Raw genomic sequence first — 24191 nt, 5'->3', positions numbered from 1 at the left:
AGTCAGATGGCGGCGAGGATTTTGTCGGCGCCGGCTTCGAGCAGTTGTTCGGCGAGGCGGGTGCCAAGGGCTTCGGCATCGGCCACATCGCCGTGTACGGCATCGCTGAGCATGGTGATACCGTCGGGGCTGCCCACCAGGCCGCGGACATACAGTCTGCTGCTGTCGCTTTCATCGAAGATGGCGTAGCAACCGATAGGCACCTGGCAGCTGCCGTTGAGGCGGCGCACCATGGCGCGTTCGGCGATCAGGTGGTGGCTGGTGTCGATGTGATGCAGGGGGGCGAGGAGTGCTTCCAGCGCCGGGTCGCGACGGCACTCGATGCCCACGGCGCCCTGGCCACCGGCGGGCAGTAGCACTTCCGGCTCGATAAAGGCGGCGATGCGGTCGCGCATTTCCAGGCGCAGCAGGCCGGCGGCGGCGAGGATGATGGCGTCGTAATTACCGGCGTCCAGTTTGGCGAGGCGAGTATTGACGTTGCCGCGCAGGAATTTCACTTCCAGATCCGGGCGCAGGGCGAGTACCTGACACTGGCGGCGCAGACTGGAGGTGCCCACCACGGCGCCTTTGGGCAGGTCGTCGAGGGAGCGGTAGTGATTGCTCACAAAAGCGTCGCGGGGGTCTTCGCGCTCGCAGATCACCGGCAAGTGCAGGCCTTCCGGGAATTCCATCGGTACGTCTTTCATGGAGTGCACGGCGATATCCGCGCGGCCTTCCAGCATGGCTTTTTCCAGCTCTTTCACGAACAGGCCCTTGCCGCCGACTTTGCTCAGCGGGATGTCCAGCAGCTGGTCGCCGCGGCTGGTCAGCGGCAGCAGTTCCACGTTGAGGTCCGGGTGGTGCAGTTCCAGCTGTTGCTTGACGTAGTTGGCCTGCCACAGGGCGAGGGCACTTTCACGGGTAGCGATGCGGACGGTGTTGTTGGGGGCGGATAGGGAGTCGGACATGCGCGGCAATCGGATCTGTTGGAAATTTGCGCGCAAGTCTACCAGTTTGATGCGCGGTTGGGGCGGCCGCTAGCGGTCGGCCTGCTGGCGCAGCCAGTCTTCGAGAAAGATGCGCGCGGCAATGGAGTCTACCGGTTGGTTGGCGTAGTCCCCCCGGTGGCCGCGCTCGCGGGCTTCATCTTTGGCGGCACGGGTGCTGAGGCGCTCGTCGGCGTATTCCACTGGCAGCCCCAGGCGCCCGTGCAGGCGCTGACCGAATTTGCGTGCTCTTGCGCCGAACTCGCTTTCGCTGCCGTCCATATTGAGCGGCAGTCCCACCAGCAGCACTTGCGGTTGCCACTCTTTGACGATGCGCTGCACCCGATCCCAGTCGGGTTTGCCGTCTTTGGCGGGCAGTGGCTCCAGTTCGCGGGCGCTCCCGGTGAGGCTCTGGCCATAGGCGAGACCGATGGAGCGGGTGCCGAAGTCGAAGGCGAGGGCAGTGATGGTCTTCATTATGCGTGGCCGGATTGGGTGCCTATCCCCGTCAGGTCGATGCCGTGGCGGGCTGCGGCGGTCTGCCAGCGCTTGTCCCAGGGGGTGGCGAAAAGGATTTCCGGTTCGGCGGGCAGGGTCAGCCAGGCGTTCTCGGCGATTTCCTCCTCCAGTTGCCCCGGCCCCCAGCCGGCGTAGCCAAGGGCGAGCAGGACGTCGTCGGGGCCGCGGCCGCAGGCAAGGGATTCGATGATGTCTTTGGATGCGGTCAGGCTGATGTCGTCGGAGACTTCGGCGGTGGAGGCGAACTGCATGCCGCGCCCGTGCAGTACAAAGCCTTGTTCCTGAGCGACCGGGCCACCCACCAGAACCGGCTCGTCGCCGCGCAGGCTGGTGTCGTCCAGGGATAATTGTCCGAACACCTCTTTCCAGGTCACATTGCTGGGCGCGTTGATCACGATGCCCATGGTGCCTTCGCTGCCGTGCTCACAGATGAAGGCAACGGACTGGTGAAAGCGCGGGTCCTGCATGCCGGGCATGGCGATCAGAAACTGGCCGCGCAGGCTGTTGTGGGTGAGGTCGCTGTCGATACTGGATGGCTGCATGGGCGCGGGGTGCTTTGTGTTATATGGCCAAAAAAGATGCGCGGATAAACATCAAGTCTAGTGGTTCTGAGTCGCGCGTGTTCAGCCGCGGCTGGGTGGCTTGTCGGCGGCAGTAGAAAAGCCGGTCATCTCAAAGCGCCAGGTGCGGATGATCTCCAGGCGGTCGGCCTCTTTGCGGATCTCCGCCGGGAAGGGGGCGAAGGGTGCGGCCAGGCGCACGATCTGCTGGGCAGCGTCGTCCAGAACACGTTCGCCGGAGGATTCCAGAATCACCACTTCTTCCACCGCGCCGGTGGGCAGCAGCCGCACCATCATGCGCAGGTCGCCGGTAATCTGGCGGGCCAGGGCCTCTTCGGGGAAATTGTCGTTGCCGATGGCTTCCACTTTCTGGCGCCAGTCGTGCAGGTAGGCGGCATCGGAGGAGGCTTTGGTGGCCACGGAGGTGAGGCGTCGTACCCGCGGGCGCTGGGCGATGGTCTGGCGGATCTTGTCGAGGCGCGCCTGCAGGCTGGCAATTTCCGGGTTGCTGGGAGGTAGATCTGTAGGTGCGTCGCCGCGCTTTTCTTCCGAGCGCTTGTCTTCCGCGGGCAGCTCCGGTGCTTGCTGCGGGCTGTCGCCGATGGTGGTGATCAGCTGGCGCAGTTGATCTGCCGGGCGTGCGGCCTGTTGCTGGGGCAGCGGGTTGACCTGGCGAATACTGGTGTCGGCCATTTCCGCCTGGCGGTCGGTGGAGAGTTCTTTTGGGGTTTCCGCGGTGCCGCTGGCCTGCTGGTTGTGCTGGGCCAGGTAGTCGGCGTCTTCCGGAGCGTCCATCGAGCGGTGCTGTGCCAAGGTCACCTCGAGGGTGGGCGGTGCCTCTTTGGCTTCAGGGGCGGTAAACGCCACGCCAAAAATGAGCAGCGCGTGCAGGGCGCAGGCCAGAAATAGGGCAAAGGTAAAGCGGTCACCCTGGGTGGCGGGTGATGCCTTGATTGGGGTCGGCGCTGGCGTGGAGACCTGTGCGCGGGAATGGCTGGCTGCTGCGGTCATTGGGTGTTATTGCTTTACTTCTTGCCGTTACTTCTGCCGTGTAACCGCCGGCGCCCTCGCTGGGTGCCGGCAGGAATCGGGTAGTTTACCCTTTTTGCGCCAATCGGTCTGTGATCGAGCGCATCAATAGCCCGCCGATGTCGGTGCCGTAGGCGGTGTCTATTTCGCGTACACAGGTGGGGCTGGTGACATTGACTTCGGTGAGGTAGTCACCAATCACATCCAGGCCGACGAACAGCAGGCCTTTTTCCCTGAGGGTGGGGCCGACCTGCCGGGCAATCCACAGGTCGCGCTCGGACAGCGGGCGGGCCTCGCCGCGGCCACCGGCGGCGAGGTTGCCGCGGGTCTCGCCGGCCTGGGGGATGCGGGCCAGGCAATAGGGCACCGGTTCTCCGTCCACCATCAGGATGCGCTTGTCGCCCTCCTTGATCTCGGGGAGGTAGCGCTGGCCCATGATCTGACGTTTGCCATTGTCGGTGAGGGTTTCCAGGATGGCGCCGATGTTGCCGCCGTCCGGCTTCACATGAAAGATGCCAGTGCCGCCCATGCCGTCGAGGGGCTTGAAGATCACATTGGTATGTTCGCTGTGGAAAGCGCGCAGTTGCGCCATATCGCGGCTGACGATCAGTGGCGGGCAGCAGCCGGCGAAGTGGGTGGCGAAGATTTTTTCATTGCAGTCGCGCAGCGACTGCGGCTTGTTGGCCACCAGGGTGCCGGCGCGCTCGGCCGCTTCGAGAATGTAGGTGGAGTAGATGTATTCGTTGTCGAAGGGCGGGTCCACACGCATCAGTATTACATCGAGATCACCCAGGTGCATGGGTTTGCGCTCGCCGAGAGAAAACCAGTCCTGCGGGTTTTCAAACACCTCAAGCCGTGCGCCATTGCCCATGGGGGTGCTGCCATCGAGGTATAGATCTGACTGCAGAAAATAATGCAGTTCAAACCCGGCGCGCTGGGCGGCAAGTAACAGGGCGAGAGAGGTGTCTTTTTTGTAGGAGATGTTGGCGATGGGGTCCATGACCACGCCGAGCGTGTGGCTCATACCGGTTTCCATGTTTTGAATAGCTGGGGTGGGGTGAAGGTGTTTCGCCTGCGGGGTAGAGCAGCGGGCGAGCGCGACCGTCAATCCGGGAAAGATATGCCGGTAAGGTAAGAGTAGTGGGTGTTTCGTGCAACCCGGTTTCGCCGTGACGGGTGCGCCAGAATTGCGGCATCGCTCACAAACTGATCATCCCTGCACGGCCGCTTCCGTCGTCGCTAGATTCACTCTGGTATCTGTGATAAAAGTTTCCTCCTGATCTGCGTCTGCTGGCGAGTGACCAGCGGCTGCGACGATCGGACCCCGTAATGAGGTTGCACATAAGGGCGCCGCCGCGGTTACACAACAATATCCAATGGCGCTCGAAAATAAGTAAAGGGGACTTGGGAACACACTATGGAGCTCAACTGGGAAAGTCTCACCGTGATGGTGATTGACGACAGTAAAACCATTCGTCGCACCGCGGAAACGCTGCTGCAGAAAGCTGGCTGCGCGGTTGTCACCGCCACTGATGGCTTTGATGCACTGGCCAAGATCGCCGATTCGCGTCCGGATATCATTTTTGTGGACATTATGATGCCGCGTCTCGACGGCTATCAGACCTGTGCGCTGATCAAGAACAACAGTGAATTTCGCAGTACACCGGTGGTGATGCTGTCCAGTAAGGACGGCCTGTTCGACAAGGCCAAGGGCCGTGTTGTGGGCTGTGATCAATATCTCACCAAGCCGTTCAGCAAGAGCGAATTGCTGGGTGCAATTTCTGCACACGCCAAGCCGCATCACGCCGCTTGAGAAAAGGATCTCGCTGAAGGCGTGAAACCTTTGGCAAAAATGGCGTAGACTATGGCGTCTGGCTGGCGCCGAATCGGTCTGCGTTCTTGAAGTGCACGAGTTTCACGAAAGTCAGCAACATATAACAAAGCGTGTGGCCGCATGCCCGGGGGGCGGTGCGGCCGGTACCAACAACAATCCGCCTGACCGTGACCGAAGGTCGGGACGGAAACACTATCCCGGGGGAAAAGATGGCCAGAGTGCTTATCGTCGATGACTCGCCAACTGAAACTCACAAATTGACCACCATTCTGGAAAAGAATGGTCATGCCGTGCTCACCGCCACCAATGGCGAAAACGGTGTGGACGTGGCGCGCGAGCAGCGTCCCGATGTCATCCTGATGGATATCGTGATGCCGGGCCTGAATGGTTTCCAGGCTACCCGCCAGCTCAGCAAGGGTGACCAGACTGCGGGTATCCCCGTGGTAATCGTCACCACCAAAGACCAGGACACCGACCGTGTCTGGGGCATGCGCCAGGGTGCGCGCGCCTACCTGACCAAGCCGGTCGATGAGGGCAAGTTGCTGGGTACTATCGAGGAGGTGTTGGCCTGAGGCCGACGTTGATTCTCCGTGCAATCATCTCTTACCCCTTATCTTGCGCTGGTTGATATCGCCAATCGCGCAAAAGCGCAGGCGCAGGGGCTGCCTGCCCGTCAGGAGGTCAAGCCTTACTGGACGGGCATCGGATTTTCCCTGCTGGGGCACCGCTTTGTTGCCGCCATGGAAGAGGTGGTGGAACTGCTGGAGGTCCCGCAGTACACCTTCATTCCCGGGGCGCAACCTTGGGTGCGCGGGGTGGCCAATGTGCGTGGCCGCCTGCTGCCGCTGTTTGATATGGCCGCTTTTTTTGGTGGCCACCTCACCAGTCCTCGCCAGCGCCGCCGTGTGCTGGTGTTGGAACATGACAAGATTTACGCCGGCCTGATCGTCGACGAACTCCACGGGATGCAACACTTGGCTCTGGAATATGGAAAGCTGCCGCCTTCCGATCTGGTTGAGCCGTTCGCACCCATGGTCAACGGCCAGTTCCAGTTGCAGCAGGATCGCTGGCTGGTGTTTGACCTGCAGGCTCTATTGAATGATTTTCAGTTTGCAGATGCCGCAGCTCACTGAGCCGCGGCTTTCTGTTTTCTGACACCCGGGGATTCGGGTGTGCCATTCGCATTGGATGGCAACTGAGGTGAGGCGCGCGCTGTGCGTCAAACCTGTACAGCTGGGGTTTTCCACAGCTGGGACAAACCGTAGTCGGCAATAGCCGGTTGTGTTGGGGGTGCCCACTTCGTTGGGCAGTACGGGATGTGAAGCCATAAGGCTTCAAACAAGTGGTAATAACAAGAATTGGCCTGAGGTACACGCAGGTCCGCCAGGAGTAAATTATGAAAACAGGCTCCCAGAGTTCATTCTCCGCGTTGCGCAGTAACCCTGCCGCGCTGTTTATGGGTTTGCTGGTACTCGCCACACTGGCGGGGCTGATCGTCAGCATCTACTTGGTGCAGAGCCATGCCGATCGGGACCAGGAATACCTCGAAGACGTCGCGGAACTGCGCGCACTGTCTTATCAGGTGGTGTCTTACGCACCGGCTGCTACCGCTGGTGACGAGCAGGCGTTTGCGGACCTCGAGCGCACCATCAACCAGATGTCTGCTACCTGGAACGAGCTTCAGGGAATGGACGGCGGCAGTAAAAGTGCGCTGAACGCCGAACTGGCCAACTACGGCCAGGTGTGGCGTCAGATGCGCGAGCAGGCCGACACCATTCTCGGCAACAAAGATTCCATCATCTTCCTGAACGACGTGGCGAGTACCCTGAACGACTCGCTGCCGGAACTGCAGGCAGAGCACAACAACATTGTGGAAATCCTGCTGGCCAACAACGCCCCGGCCAACCAGGTAGAGCAAGCCCAGCTGCAAGTATGGCGCGCCGAGCGTATCGGCCGGAACATCGACAAGATGCTGCAGGGTGGTGACGACGCGGAATCCGCTGCAGACCAGTTCAATACCGATGCGAGCCTGTTCGGTAAAGTGGTTGAAGGCATGAAGGGCGGCGACGTGGTGATGGGTATCTCCCGCGTAACCGACACCGAGGCCCGCGAGTCTCTGGAAGAAATTACCGAGCTGTTCGAATTCGTGAGCTCCTCCGTACGTGAGATCTTCGAGGCGACCCCGGCTCTGTTTGCCACCCGTCAGGCCGCGGACGGCATCTCCGCTTCCTCGCCTCAGCTGCTGGAAGCCCTGTCGACCCTGAACGACCGAATCGTAAGCCTCTCTGGTGAGCGTCAGCCGAACAACCAGACCATCGCCATTATTGCCGGTGTGTTTGTACTGTTGATCTTCGGCATGATGGTTACCGCCTTCTCCGGTACCCGCCGTACCCTGAAAGAAGAGACCGAAACCAACGAGCGTAACCAGCAGGCGATTATGCAGCTGCTGGACGAGCTGGCCGACCTCGCCGATGGTGACTTGACCACTACCGCGACGGTAACCGAGGCCTTCACCGGTGCGATCGCAGACTCCATCAACTACACCATTGACCAGCTGCGGGTTCTGGTTTCCCGAATCAATGGCGCGGCACAGGAAGTATCTTCCCTGTCCCAGGAAACCCAGCAGACCGCCCTGCACCTGGCCGAGGCCTCCGAGCACCAGGCTCAGGAAATTGCTGGTGCATCTGCGGCCGTTAACGAAATGGCCGTAACCATTGACCAGGTATCTGCCAACGCCGCTGAATCGGCCCAGGTAGCCGAGCGCTCGGTACAGATCGCGAGCAATGGCTCCAAGGTGGTACAGAACACCATCAAGGGCATGGATACCATCCGCGAGCAGATTCAGGACACGTCCAAGCGAATCAAACGACTGGGTGAATCTTCCCAGGAGATTGGCGACATCGTAAGCCTGATTAACGACATTGCCGACCAGACCAACATCCTGGCATTGAACGCGGCGATCCAGGCCTCTATGGCCGGTGACGCAGGCCGAGGCTTCGCGGTGGTTGCGGACGAGGTTCAGCGCCTTGCAGAACGTTCCGCAGCGGCCACCAAGCAGATTGAAGGCCTGGTAAAAGCGATTCAGTCGGACACCAACGAAGCGGTTGTTTCGATGGAATCCACCACCACCGAGGTGGTGCGCGGTGCCCGCCTGGCGCAGGACGCCGGTGTTGCCCTGGAGGAGATCGAAACGGTATCCACCAACCTCGCCTCCTTGATTCAGAACATCTCCAACGCGGCGCGCCAGCAGGCGTCGTCCGCGGGTCACATCTCCAACACGATGAACGTGATTCAGGAAATTACCTCGCAGACTTCCGCCGGTACCCAGGCTACGGCACAGTCCATTGGTAACCTGGCTCAGACCGCCTCCGCCCTGCGCGACTCCGTTGCCGGCTTCAAACTGCCCAACGCAGACGAAGTGGAAGGCGAGAGCGATCTGTATGATGGCGACCTGGCGGAACTCTCCGAAGAGTTCCCGATGCTGGAAGAAGAGACCGTTGAAGGCGTTGCCGCCGAAGAAGACAGTCTCGCGGCGCTCTCCGCAGAAGAGCGCGATGAGCGGGCCATGGCCTGATCCTCCGCAGATACTGATAACGACAACAATGCGGACACTGCCGGGGCTCGCGGCCCCGGGGTGTAAAGCAGCAGATGGGTGGCGTCCGCGGTTGACTGCCGCCTGTCAGCGAGCAACCTGAATTACCGAGGACTTGGCGTGAGTCGCGACAATCCCAATTTTGTAGCCCTGGATTGGCTGATAGGCGAAATCAACGAGACGCTGGCGCAGGCGCGACAGCAGCTGGAAACCTTTGCCTCGGACTCTTCCTCTGCGGACTCTTCTTTCGCAGACAGTGCCGGTGATCCTTCCGGCCTGCTGAAAAGCTGTCTCGACCTGATCCACCAGGTGCACGGTAGCCTGCACATGGCAGAGCTGACCGGCGCCGCCATGCTCGCCGAAGAGATGGAGCAGCTGGTGCACGCCCTGGCCAGTGGCGAAGTGGAAAACAGCGATGAAACTCGCGAATTCCTCATGCGTGCGCTACTGGAACTCCCGCTGTACCTGGAAAAAATTGCCTTCCAGCGCCGCGATAATCCGGTACTGCTACTTCCCCTTCTGAACGATCTGCGCGCGGTGCGCCGCGAGCGCCTGATCACCGAGGGGGCGTTGTTTGCTCCAGACCTCAGCGCACTGGATTACGCGACGGGCAATCGCCAACCGCTGCTTTCCAATAATGCCAAGCTGCAGGAGCTGGTGCTCAAGCTGCGCAAGATGTACCACGTCGCTGCAGCGTCACTGATCCGCGATGTAAACAGCGGCGAAAGCCTTGCCTACCTGAATAAAGTCAGTGAAAAGATGTCGCTGTTGTACAGCGGCAGCCAGCGCCAGCACCTGTGGGAAATTCTTCAGGGGCTGCTCGAAGGCATCGCCGATCACCGCGTCAATGTGCTGCCGGCCCTGCGTCAGTTGCTTCGTCGTATCGATGTGGAATTCCGTCTGCTGCAGGGGCAGGGCGCGCGCGTCCTGGATTTGCGTCCGGATCGCGATCTGAGCCGCAACCTGCTGTTCTACGTTTACCTGTGCGGCCCCAATGGTCCGCGTACGCAGGCCCTCTACCAGAAATACGCACTCGACCAGGCCGTTCCCGGCACGCCGCGTCCGGATACCGAAGACGCGCTGGCCATGGGGCCGGAAGCGATGGGAACCGCTGTCGCCGCATTGCGTGAAGAGCTCGCCAGTGTGCGTGAAGCACTGGATCCGAGCATCGCCAACAGCGAACGCCCGCCGCTTGCGGACACGGCGATTGTGGCGAAGCGTATTGCCGATACTCTGGGTGTGCTGGGGCTGGAAAACCAGCGCACCCGCGCGCGCAGTATTTACGAATACCTGCGCGACGCTTCGCGTAGCCAGGCTCCCGACGACCTGCTGATGCAGGCGGCCTCGGAACTGGTGCAGCTGGACAGTGGCCTGGCGGCCGCTGCCGAGCGCGATAAGAAAATTGACAGTGACTCGCCATTGATGGGCGAGGCCACCGAGCAGGTGCTGCGCGAAGCGCGCATCGGCCTGGAAACCGTCAAAGAGGCGGTGGTGGAGTACATCGCCAGCCATTGGGATGCCGGTCACCTGTCCCAGGTACCCAAGCGCCTGCAGGAAGTCTGCGGCGGCCTGGATATGGTGGGTTACCAGCGTGCGGCAGAGATCGTCGGCGCCTGCAAAAGCTATATCGAAGAGCGCCTGATCAATGCCGGCGATCAGCCGGACTGGAAATTGCTGGATACCCTCGCGGACGCGGTGACCAGTGTTGAATACTACCTCGAGCGTCGTGCCGACGGCATTGAAGACGCGGATATGCTGTTGGCCCTGGCGGAAGACAGTGTTGCCACCCTTGGCTATGCAGTCGCCGATGGCGAAGGTGCGGTAGCCAAAGCAGCTGCAACTGACGAGCAGGTACAGCCGTTTGCGGATGCGCCGGAAGCTCAGTCAGCACCGGCGGTTGAGTCCGAAGAGCAGAGTGCTCTCGACAGCTTTGAATATACCCTCGATCTGGACGAAGTCGGTGTTGAGGCAGGCGTTGAAGCCACCGCTGAAGACGCAGTGGCAGAGGCAGCACCCGAAGCCCCTGTGAGTGATGACGCGCTGGCGGCCCTGTCGGAGCCGGTATTCGACGCGTCTGGCGAAGAATCCGTGCAACCGGAAACCGCAAGCGAAGGTGCCGACGAGCCATCGCTGATCGAAGAAAGCTGGTTCGCCGGTGACAGTGAAGCCGACACCGCGTCTGACTTCGATTTTGCCGAAACAACAGGTGTTGCCGAGTCCAATGAGGAACCATCCACTGCACCCGCGCCGCAAGCGCCGGTTCTGGAGGAGGATGATGACACCAGCATTATCGACGATGAAATTGTCGAAATCTTCCTCGAGGAAGCCGGTGAGGTGCTGGAGACCATCGAGCACTACTTCCCCCAGTGGGCCGCCAATTTTGATAACCGCGATGCGCTGGTGGAATTTCGTCGTGGCTTCCACACCCTGAAAGGCTCCGGCCGTATGGTGGAAGCGCTGGAAGTGGGCGAGCTGTCTTGGGCGGTCGAGAACATGCTGAACCGGGTGATCGACGAAACCGTCGCCCCGGGCCGTGGACACGCGCTGTTGATTGAGCAGGTGGTGGCCAAGTTGCCCTCCATGATCGACGGCTTTCGCACCCGCACCGGCGACCCGGATCCGGCCCGCACTGCCGAGCTTGAGGCCTGGGCCAAGCAGCTCTCACACGGCGAAGTGCCGGAGGCTCTGCTGCAATCCGCCAGCGTCGCTGACGCCGCGGGCTCTGCGCAATCCAATACCTCACTCGAAGATTCTGCCGAGGCAGATGTCGACGCCGATGAAAACGCCCAGTTGTGGGAAATTTTCGCTCAAGAGGCGGAAACCCACCTAGCCACGGTGGAAGAATTCCTCAGCGAAATGGAGCGCGCCGCGCCACTCTACGGAGTGCCATCGGATCCATTGCACCGCGCCCTGCACACCCTGAAAGGCTCCGCGCATATGGCGGAGGTCACCCAGGTGGCCGAGCTGATGGCGCCACTGGAGCGTTTCGCCAAGGAGCTGCGCACCTATCAGGTTGCCATCGACAGCGATATTTTCGAGCTGATCAGCGACGCGCGCCGCTATGTACAGGCGGTACTTCAGCAGATCTATAACAGTGAACCGTTGCATGTGGCGCGCAGCGAGCAATTCCTTGCCCGTGTTGCCGAGCTGCAGGAGCGCGCGGTCGGTCACCTGATTCGCGAACGCGAAGCGAACGAGCCAAAAGCCGTGGATCCGCAATTGCTGGCGGTGATCATGGCCGACGGCATGAAAGTACTGCTGGATGCCGACCAGATGCTGAACCAGTGGCGCCAGCATCCGGGTGACAGATCCATCCTGTTGCCAGTGGCGGAAGAGCTGGACGTGTTGCAACAGGCCGCCGGTCAGGCACAGCTCCCTGCTCTGCAGGAGCTATCCCTGTTGCTGCTGGCTGTTTACCGCCAGGTCATTGATGGGCACCTGGAAGAGGAGCCTGCACTCTGGGCGGCGCTGGAGCAGGGCCACAACGAACTATTGGATCTGGTGGATGCAGTTGCCGCTTCCACCGATCTGCCACCGGTCAGCGAGGCAGTGGGGGAAGCTCTGCGCTATCTGGCTCAGGGAGATGACGGTGCGGAAGAGGAAGACATCGATCTTTCCGAGTACGGCATCGACAGCAGCGAATTCAGTTTTGCCGATGAAGCCTCCACTGGCGAAGCCGCCGAGCATGAAGTTGTCGGGGTCGACGTTTCCGAAGAGGAGACCGAAAGCGACGAGGTGAGCTTCAGCTTTGACGACCTGGTGGCTGCCGAGAGTGCAGCAGATGCTAGCGAGTCCGGGTCCGAGTCGCAGGCTGCGGTTCCGGCAGCCGAGAGCGAAGAACCGGAGCTGACAGTAGAGTGGCTTGAATCCGAGCTTGCCACTGAGGATGTCTCGGTTGAGGAGTCTGCACCCGTTGTGGAGCCGGTTGAGCCCGAGCACAGCGTGTTTGCGGAAGATATTCCAGCTTCTGTGTCCGAGCCCGTAGTTTCCGAATCGGTTATTTCTGAGCCGGTCACCGATAGCGTTGAATCCGGACCAGCCGTCGCCGCATCAGCGGGCGGTATCAGTGAAGGCCAGCGCGCACTGCTGGCCGATATCGACCCGGATGTGGTCGAGGTCTTCCTAGAGGAGGCCGGCGAACTGGTTGACGAGCTCGAAGAGCTGATCCAGAACTGGGAGCAGTCTCCGGACGACGCTGAGGCACCGGAAGCACTCAAGCGCGTACTGCACACCTTCAAGGGCGGTGCACGCATGGCGGCCCTGATGGGGCTGGGTGAAGTGGCGCACCGCTTCGAAACGGTGATCGAAAACATGCAGCGCGGCAGCTCGCCGTCTGCGGAATTCTTTGCCGATGCCCACAGTATCTACGACCGCCTGGCGGCGGGTGTGGAAACTGTGCGGGCCTGGATGGGTGGCGACGAGCTGGAGCCTTTCTGTGCGCTGCTCGAAACCCAGTGGGCCGATGAACAGGTCGCTGAAGACGCAAGCCCGGTAGATTACGGCATGGAGTCCGACGAGGAACTGCCGGTGGCTACACACGCTGTCGAAGAGCCAGTTGCGCCGCCGGAGGACCCCGCTCCCGAAGTTGAAGTTATCGAGAAGGGCAATGCCCTGCAGCCTCACGCACCGGCTGCTGCCGGCAATGTGCTGCCGTTTGTACGCAAATCGAAAGAAGTTGGCGACCGCGACGGTGGCCAGTCACGCAACCAGCCGCAGGAAATGGTGCGGGTTGCCTCGGAGCTGCTCGAAGAGTTGGTAAACCTTGCCGGTGAGACCTCCATCTCCCGCGGCCGGCTGGAAGAACAGGTGGGCGAGTTCGGCACGGCGCTGGACGAGATGGACTCCACCCTGTCGCGCCTGAACGAACAGCTGCGCCGCCTGGATAAAGAAACCGAAGCCCAGATTCTGTTCCGTCAGGAGCAGCTGGCGGAACAGGATGGCGACTTCGACCCGTTGGAAATGGACCGTTACTCGTCCATTCAGCAGCTGTCCCGATCTCTGCTGGAGTCCACCTCGGATTTGCTGGAACTGAAGCAGACTCTGGGGCACAAGGCTCGGGATACCGAGACCCTGCTGCTGCAGCAGTCGCGGGTCAATACAGAATTGCAGGAAGGCCTGATGCGCAGCCGCATGGTGCCTTTCTCCCGCCTGGTGCCGCGCCTGCGCCGGATCGTGCGTCAGGTTAGCGCGGAACTGAGCAAGCAGGTGGACCTGGTGTTCTCCAACGTTGAGGGCGAACTGGACCGCTCCATGCTCGAGCGCATGGTTGCACCGCTGGAGCATATGCTGCGCAACGCGGTTGACCACGGCATCGAATCCCCGGCGGAGCGTCGCGATGCCGGCAAGGCTGAGCGCGGGCGTATCTCGGTAGCACTGGCTCGCGAGGGCAGTGAGGTGGTGATCACCATCAGTGACGACGGTGCTGGTATCAACCTGATGCGGGTGCGCGAAAAGGCCATCGAAAGCGGCTTGATGCGAGCGGATGCGGAGCTGTCGAACAACGAAATCATGCAGTTTATTCTGCAGGCGGGCTTCAGTACCGCCGATAAGGTCACTCAGATTTCTGGTCGCGGCGTCGGTATGGACGTGGTGTCTGCAGAGATCAAACAGATTGGTGGTAGTGTCACCATCGGTTCGCAGATCGGTCAGGGCACCGAGTTTGTGGTGCGTCTGCCGTTCACCGTATCCGTGAACCGCGCACTGATGGTGAAGGTGGGTGACGATCTGTTCGCACTGCCGCTGAATACCATCGAAGGTATCGTGCGCCTGAGCCCGTTTGAACTGGAGCACTATTACCGCACGCCGGAAGCGCGTTTTGAATACGCCGGCGAGCCCTATCAGGTGAACTATTTCGGCAGCCTTCTACAGTCCAGTGCGCAACCGCGGCTGGCGGTCGAAGACATGCAGATGCCGGTGCTACTGGTGCGCTCGGAAAATACCGCTATGGCCCTGCAGGTGGATGCCATTATGGGCAGCCGCGAAATTGTGGTGAAGAGCCTGGGGCCCCAGTTTGCCAGTGTGCAGGGCGTATCCGGTGCAACCGTAACCGGTGACGGTACCGTGGTAGTGATTCTCGATGCCCATGCGCTGCTGCGTAAGCACTCCGCGCTGCTGGCGCGCCCCGAGGCACCATTGCTTAAGGAGCTTCCCGAGGTCAGCGGGCGCGAGGAGCCGGTCACCCAGAAGCTGGTCATGGTGGTGGACGACTCGGTAACCGTGCGCAAGGTGACCACGCGCTTCCTCGAGCGGGAGGGCTTCCGCGTGATCACCGCCAAAGATGGCCAGGATGCGATTATCCAGTTGCAGGATGTGATTCCGGACGTGATGCTGCTGGATATCGAGATGCCGCGTATGGATGGTTTTGAAGTGGCGCGCAACATCCGCTCCAGTAGTCGTTTGCGGGATATCCCGATCATCATGATCACCTCCCGTACCGGTAAAAAACACCGCGATCACGCGCTGTCATTGGGGGTCAACCACTACCTGGGCAAGCCCTACCAGGAAGAGGTTCTGCTGAGTGCGATTCACGACTTCACCGAAGCCGAGGCGGAAGTTTGATGCGGCCGAGCAACCAATGTATTGAAGCCCGAGCGGGCGGCGGAGAGGTCAGAACATGAGTGGAACCAGCGTAGACGCCATGTCGACTACCGAAATGCCTCAGGAGCTCAGCAGCTTGCTGTTGCCCCTGGCGGACGGTCAGTTACTGGTGCCGGTGGATACCCTGTCCGAGATCATCGCACTGCAGAGCCCAGTGTCGGCGTTTGATGCGCCGGACTGGTATATGGGTGAGCTGCACTGGCGCGAGTTGCGCCTGCCATTGATCTCTTTCGAGGTGATGCGTGGCAATCCCATGCCCGTGCTGCGCAGTAATTGCCGGATTGCCGTATTGAGCAGTGGCAATAGCGAAGGTGATCTGCCGTTTTTTGCGGTGGTTCTGCAGGGCACGCCGCGGCTGGTGCGGGTCACCCCGCAGGAGCTGGCGGGCCGTGAGGGCGAATGTGCCATCGGTGAGCTGATGCACGTGGCACTTTCCGGCGAAGCAGCGGTGATCCCGAACCTGTCCGAACTGGAGGAGGCCTGCCTGGCGTATCGCAGCCGGCGCTGATGGGGCCTTGAGTGGGGTCAGAGAATTGACCTGAACAGACACAAAAAAGCCGCTCACTGAGCGGCTTTTTTGTGTCTGTCGGTGCACTACAGGGGGGATTAGAACAGCTCTTCCGGCAGTGCTTCTTGCGCCTGTTCTTCGCTGCTGTTCGGCGAGCCAGGGCTTTCATCGGAGTAGATCGATGGATAATTGCCGTAAGTCTCGCGCCCGGGCACTCGTTCCGCGCGGAAAATTTCGAAGATGCCCCCGCGCGAGGTGCGCAGGCCAGTGCGCGGGTTGATTCGCATGGTGACGATATCGTCCGGTTGCGCCAAGTGGCGTTCCGGCAGACCATCCAGCGCGGTCGACATATAGTCGATCCAGATGGGCAGGGCGGCGGAACCACCGTATTCGTTGCGACCAATGGGCGTGTTGTCGTCGAAGCCCACCCAGGCGCTGGTGGCGAGATAGGGGCTGTAGCCGGAGAACCACGCGTCCCGGGGGCCGTTGGTGGTGCCGGTTTTACCGGCGATATCACCGCGTTTCATGACCAGGGCTTTGCGACCGGTACCGCGCTTGATCACGTCCTTCAGCATGGAATCCATGATGTAAGCGGTTTCCGCCGACATGGCGCGCGGGGCGCGCGGGCGGGCTTGCTCGTCGGCGTGCAGCGGTGCCACCGGCAGGGTGCGCAGTTCCAGGGGTTCGTTCTCGTCCGGCTCGAGCGCGGCTTCTTTCTGTACCGCAAGCAGGTCCATGGGCTCGGCCTCCAGCCCGCGTTCCTCACCGGGTGCGGGGCAGTCGTGGCACACGGTGAGCGGCAGTGCCTGATAGACGGTGTCGCCGTGAACATCCAGCACCTGGTCCACGAGATAGGGTTCCACGCGATAGCCACCGTTGGCGAAGGCGGCGTAACCGCGCACCATTTCCAGTGGTGTGAGCGCGGAGCTGCCCAGGGCAATGGACAGGTTGCGGGCCAGTTTGCTGCGCTCGAAGCCGAAGCCTTCGGCGAAGGTTAGTGCGCGATCCAGTCCCAGAGCCTGCAGCAGGCGGATGGACACCATGTTGCGGGACATGTACAAGGCCTTGCGCAGGCGGGTCGGGCCGAGGAAGGTGCCGCCGTCGTTTTCGGGGCGCCACACGTCTTCCAGATTGGTCTGCTCGAAGATGATTGGTGCATCGTTGATGATGCTGGCGGCGGTGTAGCCATTCTCCAGCGCTGCAGAATAGATAAACGGTTTGAAGCTGGAGCCCGGCTGGCGCGCAGCCTGGGTTACCCGGTTAAAGTGGCTCTGGCGGAAATCATAGCCACCTACCAGCGCACGAATGGCGCCATCTTCGGGCTCCAGGGACACCAGTGCGCCCTGGGCTTCGGGGATCTGGGTCAGGTGCCATTCTTCCCGGGCCTGGGGTAGCTCGTCTTCGCGCTGCTCCCCCAGTCCATCCGGGGTGGCAAATGGGTCGTCGGTAATATCGGTATCTGCCAGCGCTTCGGCGGCGGATTCTTTTGCCTCCTGCTGCGCTTCCCGCTGTTCGCGAGCAACGTCTTCCGCGGAAATGACAACCCGGCGCAGACGAACAACGTCGCCCGGTGCGAACATTTCTTCGGCGGATTTGAGGCGGGCACCGCGGGCGTTTTCCGAGATGTAGGGGCGGATATCGCTGAGGCCGTGCTCCCAGGGAATCTCAATCACCCGGCGGTCGCGTAATTGTACGCTCAGGCTCTGTGGCGCTACGGCGGTGACCACTGCAGGCTCGAGACCGCCCAGAATCGGAATTTCTTTCAGCAGGTCCACCAGCTGGTCATTGTCCGCCAGCAGCTCAGCGTCGAGGCGTTGCTCGGGCCCACGGTAGCCGTGGCGGCCGTCGTAAGTCTCAAGGCCATGTTGCAGGGCGTTGCGTGCGGCGTCCTGCAGGCGGCTGTCGACGGTGGTGATCACCTGGTAGCCATCGGTATACGCGGCGTCACCAAACAGGTCCACGGCCTCCTTGCGGGCCATTTCAGCAACATAAGGTGCGCTCAGGTCCAGATCGCGGCCGTGATAGCGGGCGCTGACTGGTGCGGTAATGGAATTCTTGTACTCGTCCTGGCCGATGTAGCCGAGATCCAGCATGCGCTTGAGGATCCAGTTGCGGCGCACCAGGGCCCGCGAGGGGTTGGCGATGGGGTTGTAGGTGGAGGGGGCTTTTGGCAGGCCCGCCATCATCGCCCACTGGGCCAGGTTGAGTTCGTTGATGTCCTGCCCGTAGTACACGTGCGCGGCCGCCTGGAAGCCATAGGCGCGGTTACCGAGGAAAATCTTGTTGATGTAAAGGGCGAGAATTTCGTCTTTGCTGAGTTCCTGCTCGATTTGCAGGGACAGCAGGATCTCGTTGAATTTGCGGATAAAGCGCTGTTCGCGGCTCAGGAAGAAGTTCCGCGCCACCTGCATGGTCAGCGTGCTGCCGCCGGACTGGATGGAGCCGCTGGCCACCAACTGGCGCACAGCGCGCATCAGGCCTTTGATGGAAACCCCGCTGTGCGAGTAAAAACCGTCATCCTCCGCGGCGAGAATGGCCTTGATGAACATCTCCGGCGTCTGTTCGATGGTAATGGGGCTGCGGCGTTTCTCGCCGAACTCTCCGATCAGCTTCATATCCCGGGAGTAGATGCGCAGGGGTGTCTGCAGGCGGATGTCGCGCAGGCTCTCTACCGACGGCAGACCCGGCTTGAGGTAGAGATAAATGCTGGAGAATGCCATGGCGCCAGCGGCGGCCCCGGCCAGAATCAGCCACAGCAGGGAGAGCAGTCGGTTGCGGGCTTTTTCGGTCATGGAAATGCTTCTGTGTACGTCTTTGGTCAAGTTATCGGCACTGTTCGACAATTATACGAAGAATGTGCGCTGTTACCTATGCAAAAGGCGGTTGCGGCGGTAATTTAAAGTGCTATACCATCAAACTTCCATAACCCACGGAAAAGATAAGAAAAATGGGGATGCTCCCTTTTCTCAATAAGGGCCCGAAAGCAATGCTTGGGCTCGATATTAGCTCCACCTCGGTCAAGTTGCTCGAACTGAGTCGCAGTGGCGATAAATACCGCGTGGAAAGCTATGCAACCGAGCCTCTGCCTCCGAATGCGGTAGTGGATAAGAATATCAATGATGTGACTGCAATTGCGGAAGCCATTCGCAAAGTGGTGCGGCGGTCTAAAACCCGCCTGCGCCAGGCGGCGGTGGCTGTTTCCGGGTCTGCGGTGATCACCAAGTCCCTGGATATGCCCGCAGATCTCTCCGAAGATGCGCTGGAAGCCCAGATTGCGCTCGAGGCTGATCAGTACATCCCCTATCCCCTGGACGAGGTAAACCTGGACTTTGAGGTGCAGGGCCCGTCGGACAAGGGGGAGGGGCAGGTCGAGGTGTTGCTGGCGGCATGCCGCAGTGAGAACGTCGAACAGCGTATTTCTGCGCTGGGTGAGGCGGATCTCCAGCCCGGGGTTGTGGATGTGGAGGCCTACGCCATTGAGCGCGCCTACACCCTGATGGACAACCAGTTCCCCGCGCAGGAGCAACTGGTGGTTGCGGTGATCGATATCGGCGCCACCATGAGTGCGCTGTCGGTGATGGTAGACGGTCGCACGGTGTATACCCGGGAGCAGCTATTCGGCGGTCGTCAGTTGACTGATGAAATTCAGCGCCGCTACGGCCTGTCTTCTGAAGAGGCCACGCTGGCCAAGCGGCAGGGCGGCAGCGGGCTTCCGGACGATTATTACCCGGAAGTGCTGGAGCCGTTCCGCGATGCGGTGGTGCAACAGGTGACCCGGTCGCTGCAGTTCTTCTACTCCTCCACTTCCTACAGCGATGTGGATTACATTCTCCTCGGCGGCGGTGTCGCCGCCATGGACGGTCTCGCCGAGCTGGTGGGCCAGAAACTGAACAAGCCCACCATGGTGGCCAATCCTTTCCGGGATATGAGCGTTGCATCCCGTGTCAATCGCCAGGCTCTGGCCAGCGAGGCTCCGTCACTGATGATTGCCGCTGGCCTGGCTATGCGCGAGCGGGAGTTCTAAGACATGGCAAAGATCAACCTATTACCCTGGCGTCAGGAATATCGGGCGCAGAAACAGAAAGAATTCCAGCAGGTCGCAGTGCTGGTGGTGATCGCCGCCGGCTTCTCCGTGTTCATGTGGATGAAGACGGTCGATTCGCAGATTGCCAACCAGAATGAGCGCAATCAGCTGCTGAACACCGAAATCACCGCGCTGAACAAGCAGGTCAAGGAGATCAAGGATCTCAAAAAGCGCCGTCAGGAGCTGATTGACCGCATGCGGGTTATTCAGGAGCTGCAGGGCAACCGTCCGCTGGCAGTGCGCTACTTCGATGATATGGTTCGCGCGGCGCCAGAAGGCCTGTGGCTGACCCATCTCAAGCGCTCTGGAAAGACGCTGCAGGTTTCCGGGGTAGCCGAGTCTAACAATCGAGTTTCATCTTTCATGCGTAGCCTGGATCAGTCGGAGTGGTTTGAATCTCCCAACCTGACCGGCGTAACTGCCAAGCCGGAATTCGGTGAGCAGGCCAGCGCTTTTGAGATGACGGTCAGTGTCAGCGGCCGCAAAAAAGAAGAAGAGGGCGCTGACCGCGCCAACAATGGAGCGTAACCGTGGCGCTTGAAGATACTCTCAAACAGCTTAATCAGCTGGATATCAATGATATCGATTTCTCCCGCGTCGGTGTCTGGCCCCTGGCTGGACGCGTGGTGCTGCTTATTGTGATTGCTGCGGTACTGGCCGGTGGTGGTTACTTTTTCATGATCAAGGATCGCTACAGCCAGCTGGAATTTGCAGCGAACAAGGAGCGCGAGCTGTTTACCCAGTTTGAGCGCAAGTCCTTTGAAGCAGCCAACCTGGATGCTTATCGCGAGCAGCTGGTGGAAATGGAGGAGACTTTCGGTGCGCTGCTGAAGCAGCTGCCGAAAGATACCGAAGTCCCCGGTCTCCTGGAAGATATCGACGAATTTGGCCGCGGTAGTGGCCTGACGATTCAGAAGGTTGCGCTGGAAGGTGAGCAGGTGGGAGAGTTCTACGTCGAGCTGCCCATCCGTATCGAGGTGCAGGGCGGCTATCACGAGTTCGGTGCCTTTATCAGCGGTATCGCCGGCATGCCCCGTATCGTTACCCTGCACGATTTTGATATCCAGACCAGTAGAGACGGTGCGGCACTGCTGAATATGGTGGTAAACGCGAAAACCTACCGTTACAAGGATCAGGGGGAAGAAGGATGAAAAAGTACTTCGCTCTGAGCGCAGCCCTGCTGGCGCTGGCCGGTTGTAGCCTGGACGGCAGTCACAGCGACTTGCGTCAGAAGATGGCTGCAGTGAAACACAAGCCTAAAGGCCAGATCGAGCCTATCCCGACGTTTACTCCCTACAGCCCTTATGTATACAGTGCGGCGGCCATGCGCAGCCCGTTCCTGCGTCCAGTGCTGGAGGCGGATCAGCGTCTTGTGGGCCGCAAGCTGGATGTGGCGCCGGATCAGAATCGGCAGAAAGAACTGCTTGAGCGCTTTCCCTTTGATGCCCTTGCGATGGTGGGCACCTTGTCCCGTGGCGGTCAGCTGTGGGCGCTCGTAAACGATGGTGACGGGGGGATCCATCGGATCACCATCGGCAATTATATGGGTAAAAACCACGGGCGTGTGGTCAACGCCTCATCGTCGCAACTCGATGTACTGGAAATTGTGCCGGATGGCACTGGCGGCTGGATCGAACGGCCGCGGGCTCTGACTTTGGAAGATAAGGACAACTAAAAATGATCACCAAGCAACTCGCCAGAGTATTGGCGCGGGTCGCCAACGTATTTGTGCGCGTGAAAACGCCACTGTTGGCCCTGCTGTTACTGCCGTTGGCGATGCCGTCTCTGGCAAGCCAGTTGAACGATATTCAGTTCTCCGAACTGCCGGGCAGCCGCCTGCAGCTGCGCTTGACGTTCAGCGACGTGCCGCCGGAGCCCACCGGTTACACCATTGAGCAGCCCGCGCGCATCGTTATGGACTTTGCCGGTGTCGAGAGCGTGCTTCCCGAGAAAAAATACTCCCTGGATATCGGCTCGGCGCGCAGCGCAGTGATCGTTTCCAGTGACGACCGGACCCGCCTCATCCTGAACCTCGACGAGCTGCCGGTTTACACCAGCGAGCGTGTGGGGAACCAGGTGGTGCTCGAGGTCGGTGCGGATGCAGCTACTACCGCAGCGGTTGCCGCTGCACCGGTGCATACCAGCACGAATGTTGGCGGAAGCGCCCAGTTCAAGCCGGCTGGCAATGTGGGAATCGACAATGTGGATTTCCGTCGCGGTGAAGGTGGGGAGGGCAAGGTGATTGTCAGCCTGACGGATCCGGCGGTGAATATCGATGTAGAGCGCACCCGCGGCAAGATCGTGCTGACTTTCCTCGGTGCTGAGCTTCCTTCGGAGCTGCGTCAACGCCTTGACGTTACCGATTTCGCCACGCCAGTGAGCAGCATCAGTGTAGACTACGACGGCCGCAATACAGTCATTTCCGTGGATCCCCACGATGGTGAGTACGATTATCTGGCGTATCAGGCGGACACAGAATACGTACTGAGTGTGAAACCGCTGACGGTTGCTCAGGTGCGTGAGAAAGAGAAAGAGTTCCAGTTCACCGGTGAAAAACTGTCGCTGAACTTCCAGGACATCGAAGTGCGTTCCGTGCTTCAGTTGATCGCTGACTTTACCGACTTGAATCTGGTTGCCAGTGATACCGTGGCGGGTCGTATTACCCTGCGTCTCGACGGTGTGCCCTGGGATCAGGCGCTGGAGTTGATTCTCAAGGCCAAAGGCCTCGACAAGCGTCAGGAAGGCAACGTGATCATGGTGGCGCCGGCGGCTGAAATTGCCGAGCGTGAGCGCCGCGAACTGGAAACCCGCAAGCAACTCGAAGAGCTGGCGCCGCTGCGCACCGAGTATATTCAGATCCGCTACGCGGATGCCGGTGAGCTGTTTGGTTTGTTCGCTGGGAATCAAGGTGGTCAGGGCGGAGGCTTCGGTCAAGGCAACTTCGCCGGCGGTCGTGAAGATCAGGAAAGCCGCAGCATGCTGTCTTCCCGTGGCAGTGCGATCGTGGATGAGCGTACCAATACGATTATCCTGACCGATACCGAAGAGAAAATTGCTCAGTTCCGCGACTTGATCAATGCCATCGATATCCCCATTCGGCAGGTGATGATCGAAGCGCGCATTGTGACTGCCAACGCTGATTTTGAGAAAAACCTGGGTGTTCGCTGGAGCTACCTCGAAGATCACAATATCAGCGATGACTCCATTGGTATCGGTTCCGGCTCTCAGTTCCCGGGCATTTCAGATGGTGACGGCAATGGTCCTGATCTGTCTGCGCCGGAAACCCTACACGACCCGATGCTGGTGGATCTGGGGCTGTCTGAGAGCGCTGGCAGCGTGGCTTATGCCATCTTGAAAGAAGATTTCCTGCTGGGCCTGGAGCTGTCTGCACTGGAAGACGTGGGCAAGGCCGAGATTGTTTCCCAGCCCAAAGTGGTTACCGGGGATAAGCAGGAAGCGAGCATCCGCTCAGGTGTGGAAGTTCCCTACCTGGAGGCAACTTCTTCCGGTGCGGCATCCGTAACCTTTAAAGAGGCCGTTCTGTTGTTGAATGTCACTCCGCAAATCACGCCGGATGACAACATCATCATGAACCTGAACATTGACCAGAACAGTGTCGGTGAGTTGTTTACCAACGTGATTACCGGCTCTCAGATTCCCGCGATCAATGTGAACTCACTGCAAACCAAGGTGCTAGTAGCCAACGGTGAAACCATTGTGCTGGGCGGTATCTTTGAGGCGCAGACTCTGGAAGGAGAGACTAAGGTTCCATTCCTGGGCGATATTCCATATCTGGGGCACCTGTTCAAGCGAACCACCAAGCAGGAAGACAAGCGCGAACTGCTGATCTTCATCACGCCGCGCATCATGCAAGACGAGTTCATGTCGTTCAGCAAGTGATCACGCAACCTATCTTTCTTGTCGGTCCCATGGGGGCCGGCAAGTCCACTATCGGTAAATTACTGGCAGCTCAACTCGGGCTGCCTTTTGCCGATTCGGATAAAGTGCTTGAAGACCGTACCGGTGCCGATATTCCCTGGATCTTTGATGTGGAAGGGGAGGCCGGTTTTCGCCGCCGTGAAAGTGAGGTGCTGGCAGATCTCTGTACCGGTGAGCCACAGGTGATTGCCACCGGCGGTGGTATTGTCTTGTTGCCGGAGAACCGCGCGCTGCTTAAAGCGCACGGGTTTGTGGTGTATCTGCGGGCGAGCCTCGATCAGCTCGTGGAGCGCACCGCCAAAAATAATAACCGCCCACTGCTTCAGGTGGCGGACCCCAGAGGCAAGCTGCGAGAAATCCTTCTCCAGCGTGAGCCTTTCTACAGTGAAGTGGCCGACCTTGTGTGCGATACCAACGATTGCACACCGAAGCAGGCCTCGACCATGGTTTCGGATCGATTGCTCTCCAGCGTCGATTGCTGAGTTGGCTGTGCGCGTCTGTTCCGCCGGGCGAGCACGCAACCGATTGTGCTAAAGTAGCGGCCTTTCCGAGTATATTCCGCCA

18 protein-coding genes are annotated in these 24191 nt (G+C 60.1%); 12 read left to right on the top strand and 6 right to left on the bottom strand.

Annotated features, from left to right (window positions below):
- Positions 1-2 precede the first annotated feature (2 nt).
- The 5 genes from hemC to gshB all read right to left on the bottom strand — a co-directional run bounded on the left by hemC (position 3) and on the right by gshB (position 4097).
- On the bottom strand, positions 3-947 hold the full coding sequence (gene hemC / locus Q1A74_RS14335; RefSeq protein WP_299597556.1) for a hydroxymethylbilane synthase: 945 nt from the start codon (positions 945-947) through the stop codon (positions 3-5).
- A 69-nt stretch (positions 948-1016) separates the two neighbouring features.
- Positions 1017-1442 (bottom strand): Holliday junction resolvase RuvX, encoded by a 426-nt coding sequence (gene ruvX / locus Q1A74_RS14330; RefSeq protein ID WP_299597553.1) that lies wholly within the window; start codon positions 1440-1442, stop codon positions 1017-1019.
- Positions 1442-2026, bottom strand: a complete 585-nt coding sequence (locus tag Q1A74_RS14325; protein WP_299597550.1) for a YqgE/AlgH family protein — start codon at positions 2024-2026, stop codon at positions 1442-1444. The genes ruvX and Q1A74_RS14325 overlap by 1 nt, the downstream gene beginning before the upstream one ends.
- 81 nt (positions 2027-2107) lie before the next feature.
- Positions 2108-3055 (bottom strand): energy transducer TonB, encoded by a 948-nt coding sequence (locus Q1A74_RS14320; RefSeq protein WP_299597546.1) that lies wholly within the window; start codon positions 3053-3055, stop codon positions 2108-2110.
- Between the two features lie 85 nt (positions 3056-3140).
- Positions 3141-4097: a glutathione synthase gene (gshB, locus tag Q1A74_RS14315; RefSeq protein WP_299597543.1), complete on the bottom strand. Its 957-nt coding sequence runs from the start codon at positions 4095-4097 to the stop codon at positions 3141-3143.
- Between the two features lie 393 nt (positions 4098-4490).
- Between gshB and pilG the strand changes: the two genes are divergently transcribed.
- From pilG to Q1A74_RS14285, 6 genes are all read left to right on the top strand, one after another.
- Positions 4491-4886: a twitching motility response regulator PilG gene (gene pilG / locus Q1A74_RS14310; RefSeq protein ID WP_010132439.1), complete on the top strand. Its 396-nt coding sequence runs from the start codon at positions 4491-4493 to the stop codon at positions 4884-4886.
- A gap of 230 nt (positions 4887-5116) precedes the next feature.
- Positions 5117-5479, top strand: a complete 363-nt coding sequence (pilH, locus tag Q1A74_RS14305) for a twitching motility response regulator PilH (protein WP_299597535.1) — start codon at positions 5117-5119, stop codon at positions 5477-5479.
- 18 nt (positions 5480-5497) lie between these two features.
- A complete protein-coding gene (locus Q1A74_RS14300; protein WP_299597532.1) occupies positions 5498-6040 on the top strand; it encodes a chemotaxis protein CheW in 543 nt (180 codons plus the stop codon).
- A 263-nt stretch (positions 6041-6303) separates the two neighbouring features.
- On the top strand, positions 6304-8481 hold the full coding sequence (locus Q1A74_RS14295) for a methyl-accepting chemotaxis protein (RefSeq protein WP_299597529.1): 2178 nt from the start codon (positions 6304-6306) through the stop codon (positions 8479-8481).
- 138 nt (positions 8482-8619) lie between these two features.
- Positions 8620-15057 carry an Hpt domain-containing protein gene (locus tag Q1A74_RS14290; RefSeq protein ID WP_299597526.1) on the top strand — a complete coding sequence of 2146 codons (6438 nt, stop codon included), beginning with the start codon at positions 8620-8622 and terminating at the stop codon, positions 15055-15057.
- Between the two features lie 55 nt (positions 15058-15112).
- Positions 15113-15604 (top strand): chemotaxis protein CheW, encoded by a 492-nt coding sequence (locus Q1A74_RS14285; RefSeq protein ID WP_299597522.1) that lies wholly within the window; start codon positions 15113-15115, stop codon positions 15602-15604.
- A gap of 98 nt (positions 15605-15702) precedes the next feature.
- On the opposite strand, the gene Q1A74_RS14280 is transcribed toward Q1A74_RS14285, so the two are convergent.
- Complete coding sequence (locus Q1A74_RS14280; RefSeq protein ID WP_299597519.1) at positions 15703-18396, bottom strand: penicillin-binding protein 1A; 2694 nt, start codon at positions 18394-18396, stop codon at positions 15703-15705.
- Between the two features lie 155 nt (positions 18397-18551).
- On the opposite strand from Q1A74_RS14280, the gene Q1A74_RS14275 reads away from it, so the two are divergent.
- From Q1A74_RS14275 to Q1A74_RS14250, 6 genes are read left to right on the top strand one after another with little or no spacing between them, the layout of a single operon-like run.
- Complete coding sequence (locus Q1A74_RS14275; protein WP_299597516.1) at positions 18552-19628, top strand: pilus assembly protein PilM; 1077 nt, start codon at positions 18552-18554, stop codon at positions 19626-19628.
- Between the two features lie 3 nt (positions 19629-19631).
- A complete protein-coding gene (locus tag Q1A74_RS14270) occupies positions 19632-20216 on the top strand; it encodes a PilN domain-containing protein (protein ID WP_299597513.1) in 585 nt (194 codons plus the stop codon).
- Positions 20217-20218: 2 nt separating this feature from the next.
- Positions 20219-20839, top strand: coding sequence for a type 4a pilus biogenesis protein PilO (locus Q1A74_RS14265; RefSeq protein ID WP_299597510.1), 621 nt, complete (start codon positions 20219-20221; stop codon positions 20837-20839).
- Entirely contained in the window at positions 20836-21363 is a 528-nt protein-coding gene (locus tag Q1A74_RS14260) for a pilus assembly protein PilP (RefSeq protein WP_299597507.1), read from the top strand. The genes Q1A74_RS14265 and Q1A74_RS14260 overlap by 4 nt, the downstream gene beginning before the upstream one ends.
- A gap of 2 nt (positions 21364-21365) precedes the next feature.
- Positions 21366-23588, top strand: coding sequence for a type IV pilus secretin PilQ (gene pilQ / locus Q1A74_RS14255; protein WP_299597504.1), 2223 nt, complete (start codon positions 21366-21368; stop codon positions 23586-23588).
- Positions 23588-24109 carry a shikimate kinase gene (locus Q1A74_RS14250; RefSeq protein WP_299598383.1) on the top strand — a complete coding sequence of 174 codons (522 nt, stop codon included), beginning with the start codon at positions 23588-23590 and terminating at the stop codon, positions 24107-24109. The genes pilQ and Q1A74_RS14250 overlap by 1 nt, the downstream gene beginning before the upstream one ends.
- Positions 24110-24191: the final 82 nt, after the last annotated feature.

The sequence above is a fragment of the uncultured Microbulbifer sp. genome (assembly GCF_947504145.1).
Classification (GTDB): Bacteria; Pseudomonadota; Gammaproteobacteria; order Pseudomonadales; family Cellvibrionaceae; genus Microbulbifer.
This window is presented reverse-complemented; position numbering and strand designations above follow the sequence as displayed.

Excerpts from the sequence above, each read along its gene's own strand:
- Q1A74_RS14325 (WP_299597550.1), bottom strand. The coding sequence starts at position 2,026 with ATGCAGCCATCCAGTATCGACAGCGACCTCACCCACAACAGCCTGCGC.
- Q1A74_RS14270 (WP_299597513.1), top strand. The coding sequence starts at position 19,632 with ATGGCAAAGATCAACCTATTACCCTGGCGTCAGGAATATCGGGCGCAG.
- ruvX (WP_299597553.1), bottom strand. The coding sequence starts at position 1,442 with ATGAAGACCATCACTGCCCTCGCCTTCGACTTCGGCACCCGCTCCATC.
- hemC (WP_299597556.1), bottom strand. The coding sequence starts at position 947 with ATGTCCGACTCCCTATCCGCCCCCAACAACACCGTCCGCATCGCTACC.
- Q1A74_RS14260 (WP_299597507.1), top strand. The coding sequence starts at position 20,836 with ATGAAAAAGTACTTCGCTCTGAGCGCAGCCCTGCTGGCGCTGGCCGGT.
- Q1A74_RS14320 (WP_299597546.1), bottom strand. The coding sequence starts at position 3,055 with ATGACCGCAGCAGCCAGCCATTCCCGCGCACAGGTCTCCACGCCAGCG.
- Q1A74_RS14280 (WP_299597519.1), bottom strand. The coding sequence starts at position 18,396 with ATGACCGAAAAAGCCCGCAACCGACTGCTCTCCCTGCTGTGGCTGATT.
- Q1A74_RS14275 (WP_299597516.1), top strand. The coding sequence starts at position 18,552 with ATGGGGATGCTCCCTTTTCTCAATAAGGGCCCGAAAGCAATGCTTGGG.
- pilG (WP_010132439.1), top strand. The coding sequence starts at position 4,491 with ATGGAGCTCAACTGGGAAAGTCTCACCGTGATGGTGATTGACGACAGT.
- pilH (WP_299597535.1), top strand. The coding sequence starts at position 5,117 with ATGGCCAGAGTGCTTATCGTCGATGACTCGCCAACTGAAACTCACAAA.
- Q1A74_RS14295 (WP_299597529.1), top strand. The coding sequence starts at position 6,304 with ATGAAAACAGGCTCCCAGAGTTCATTCTCCGCGTTGCGCAGTAACCCT.
- Q1A74_RS14285 (WP_299597522.1), top strand. The coding sequence starts at position 15,113 with ATGAGTGGAACCAGCGTAGACGCCATGTCGACTACCGAAATGCCTCAG.
- gshB (WP_299597543.1), bottom strand. The coding sequence starts at position 4,097 with ATGAGCCACACGCTCGGCGTGGTCATGGACCCCATCGCCAACATCTCC.
- pilQ (WP_299597504.1), top strand. The coding sequence starts at position 21,366 with ATGATCACCAAGCAACTCGCCAGAGTATTGGCGCGGGTCGCCAACGTA.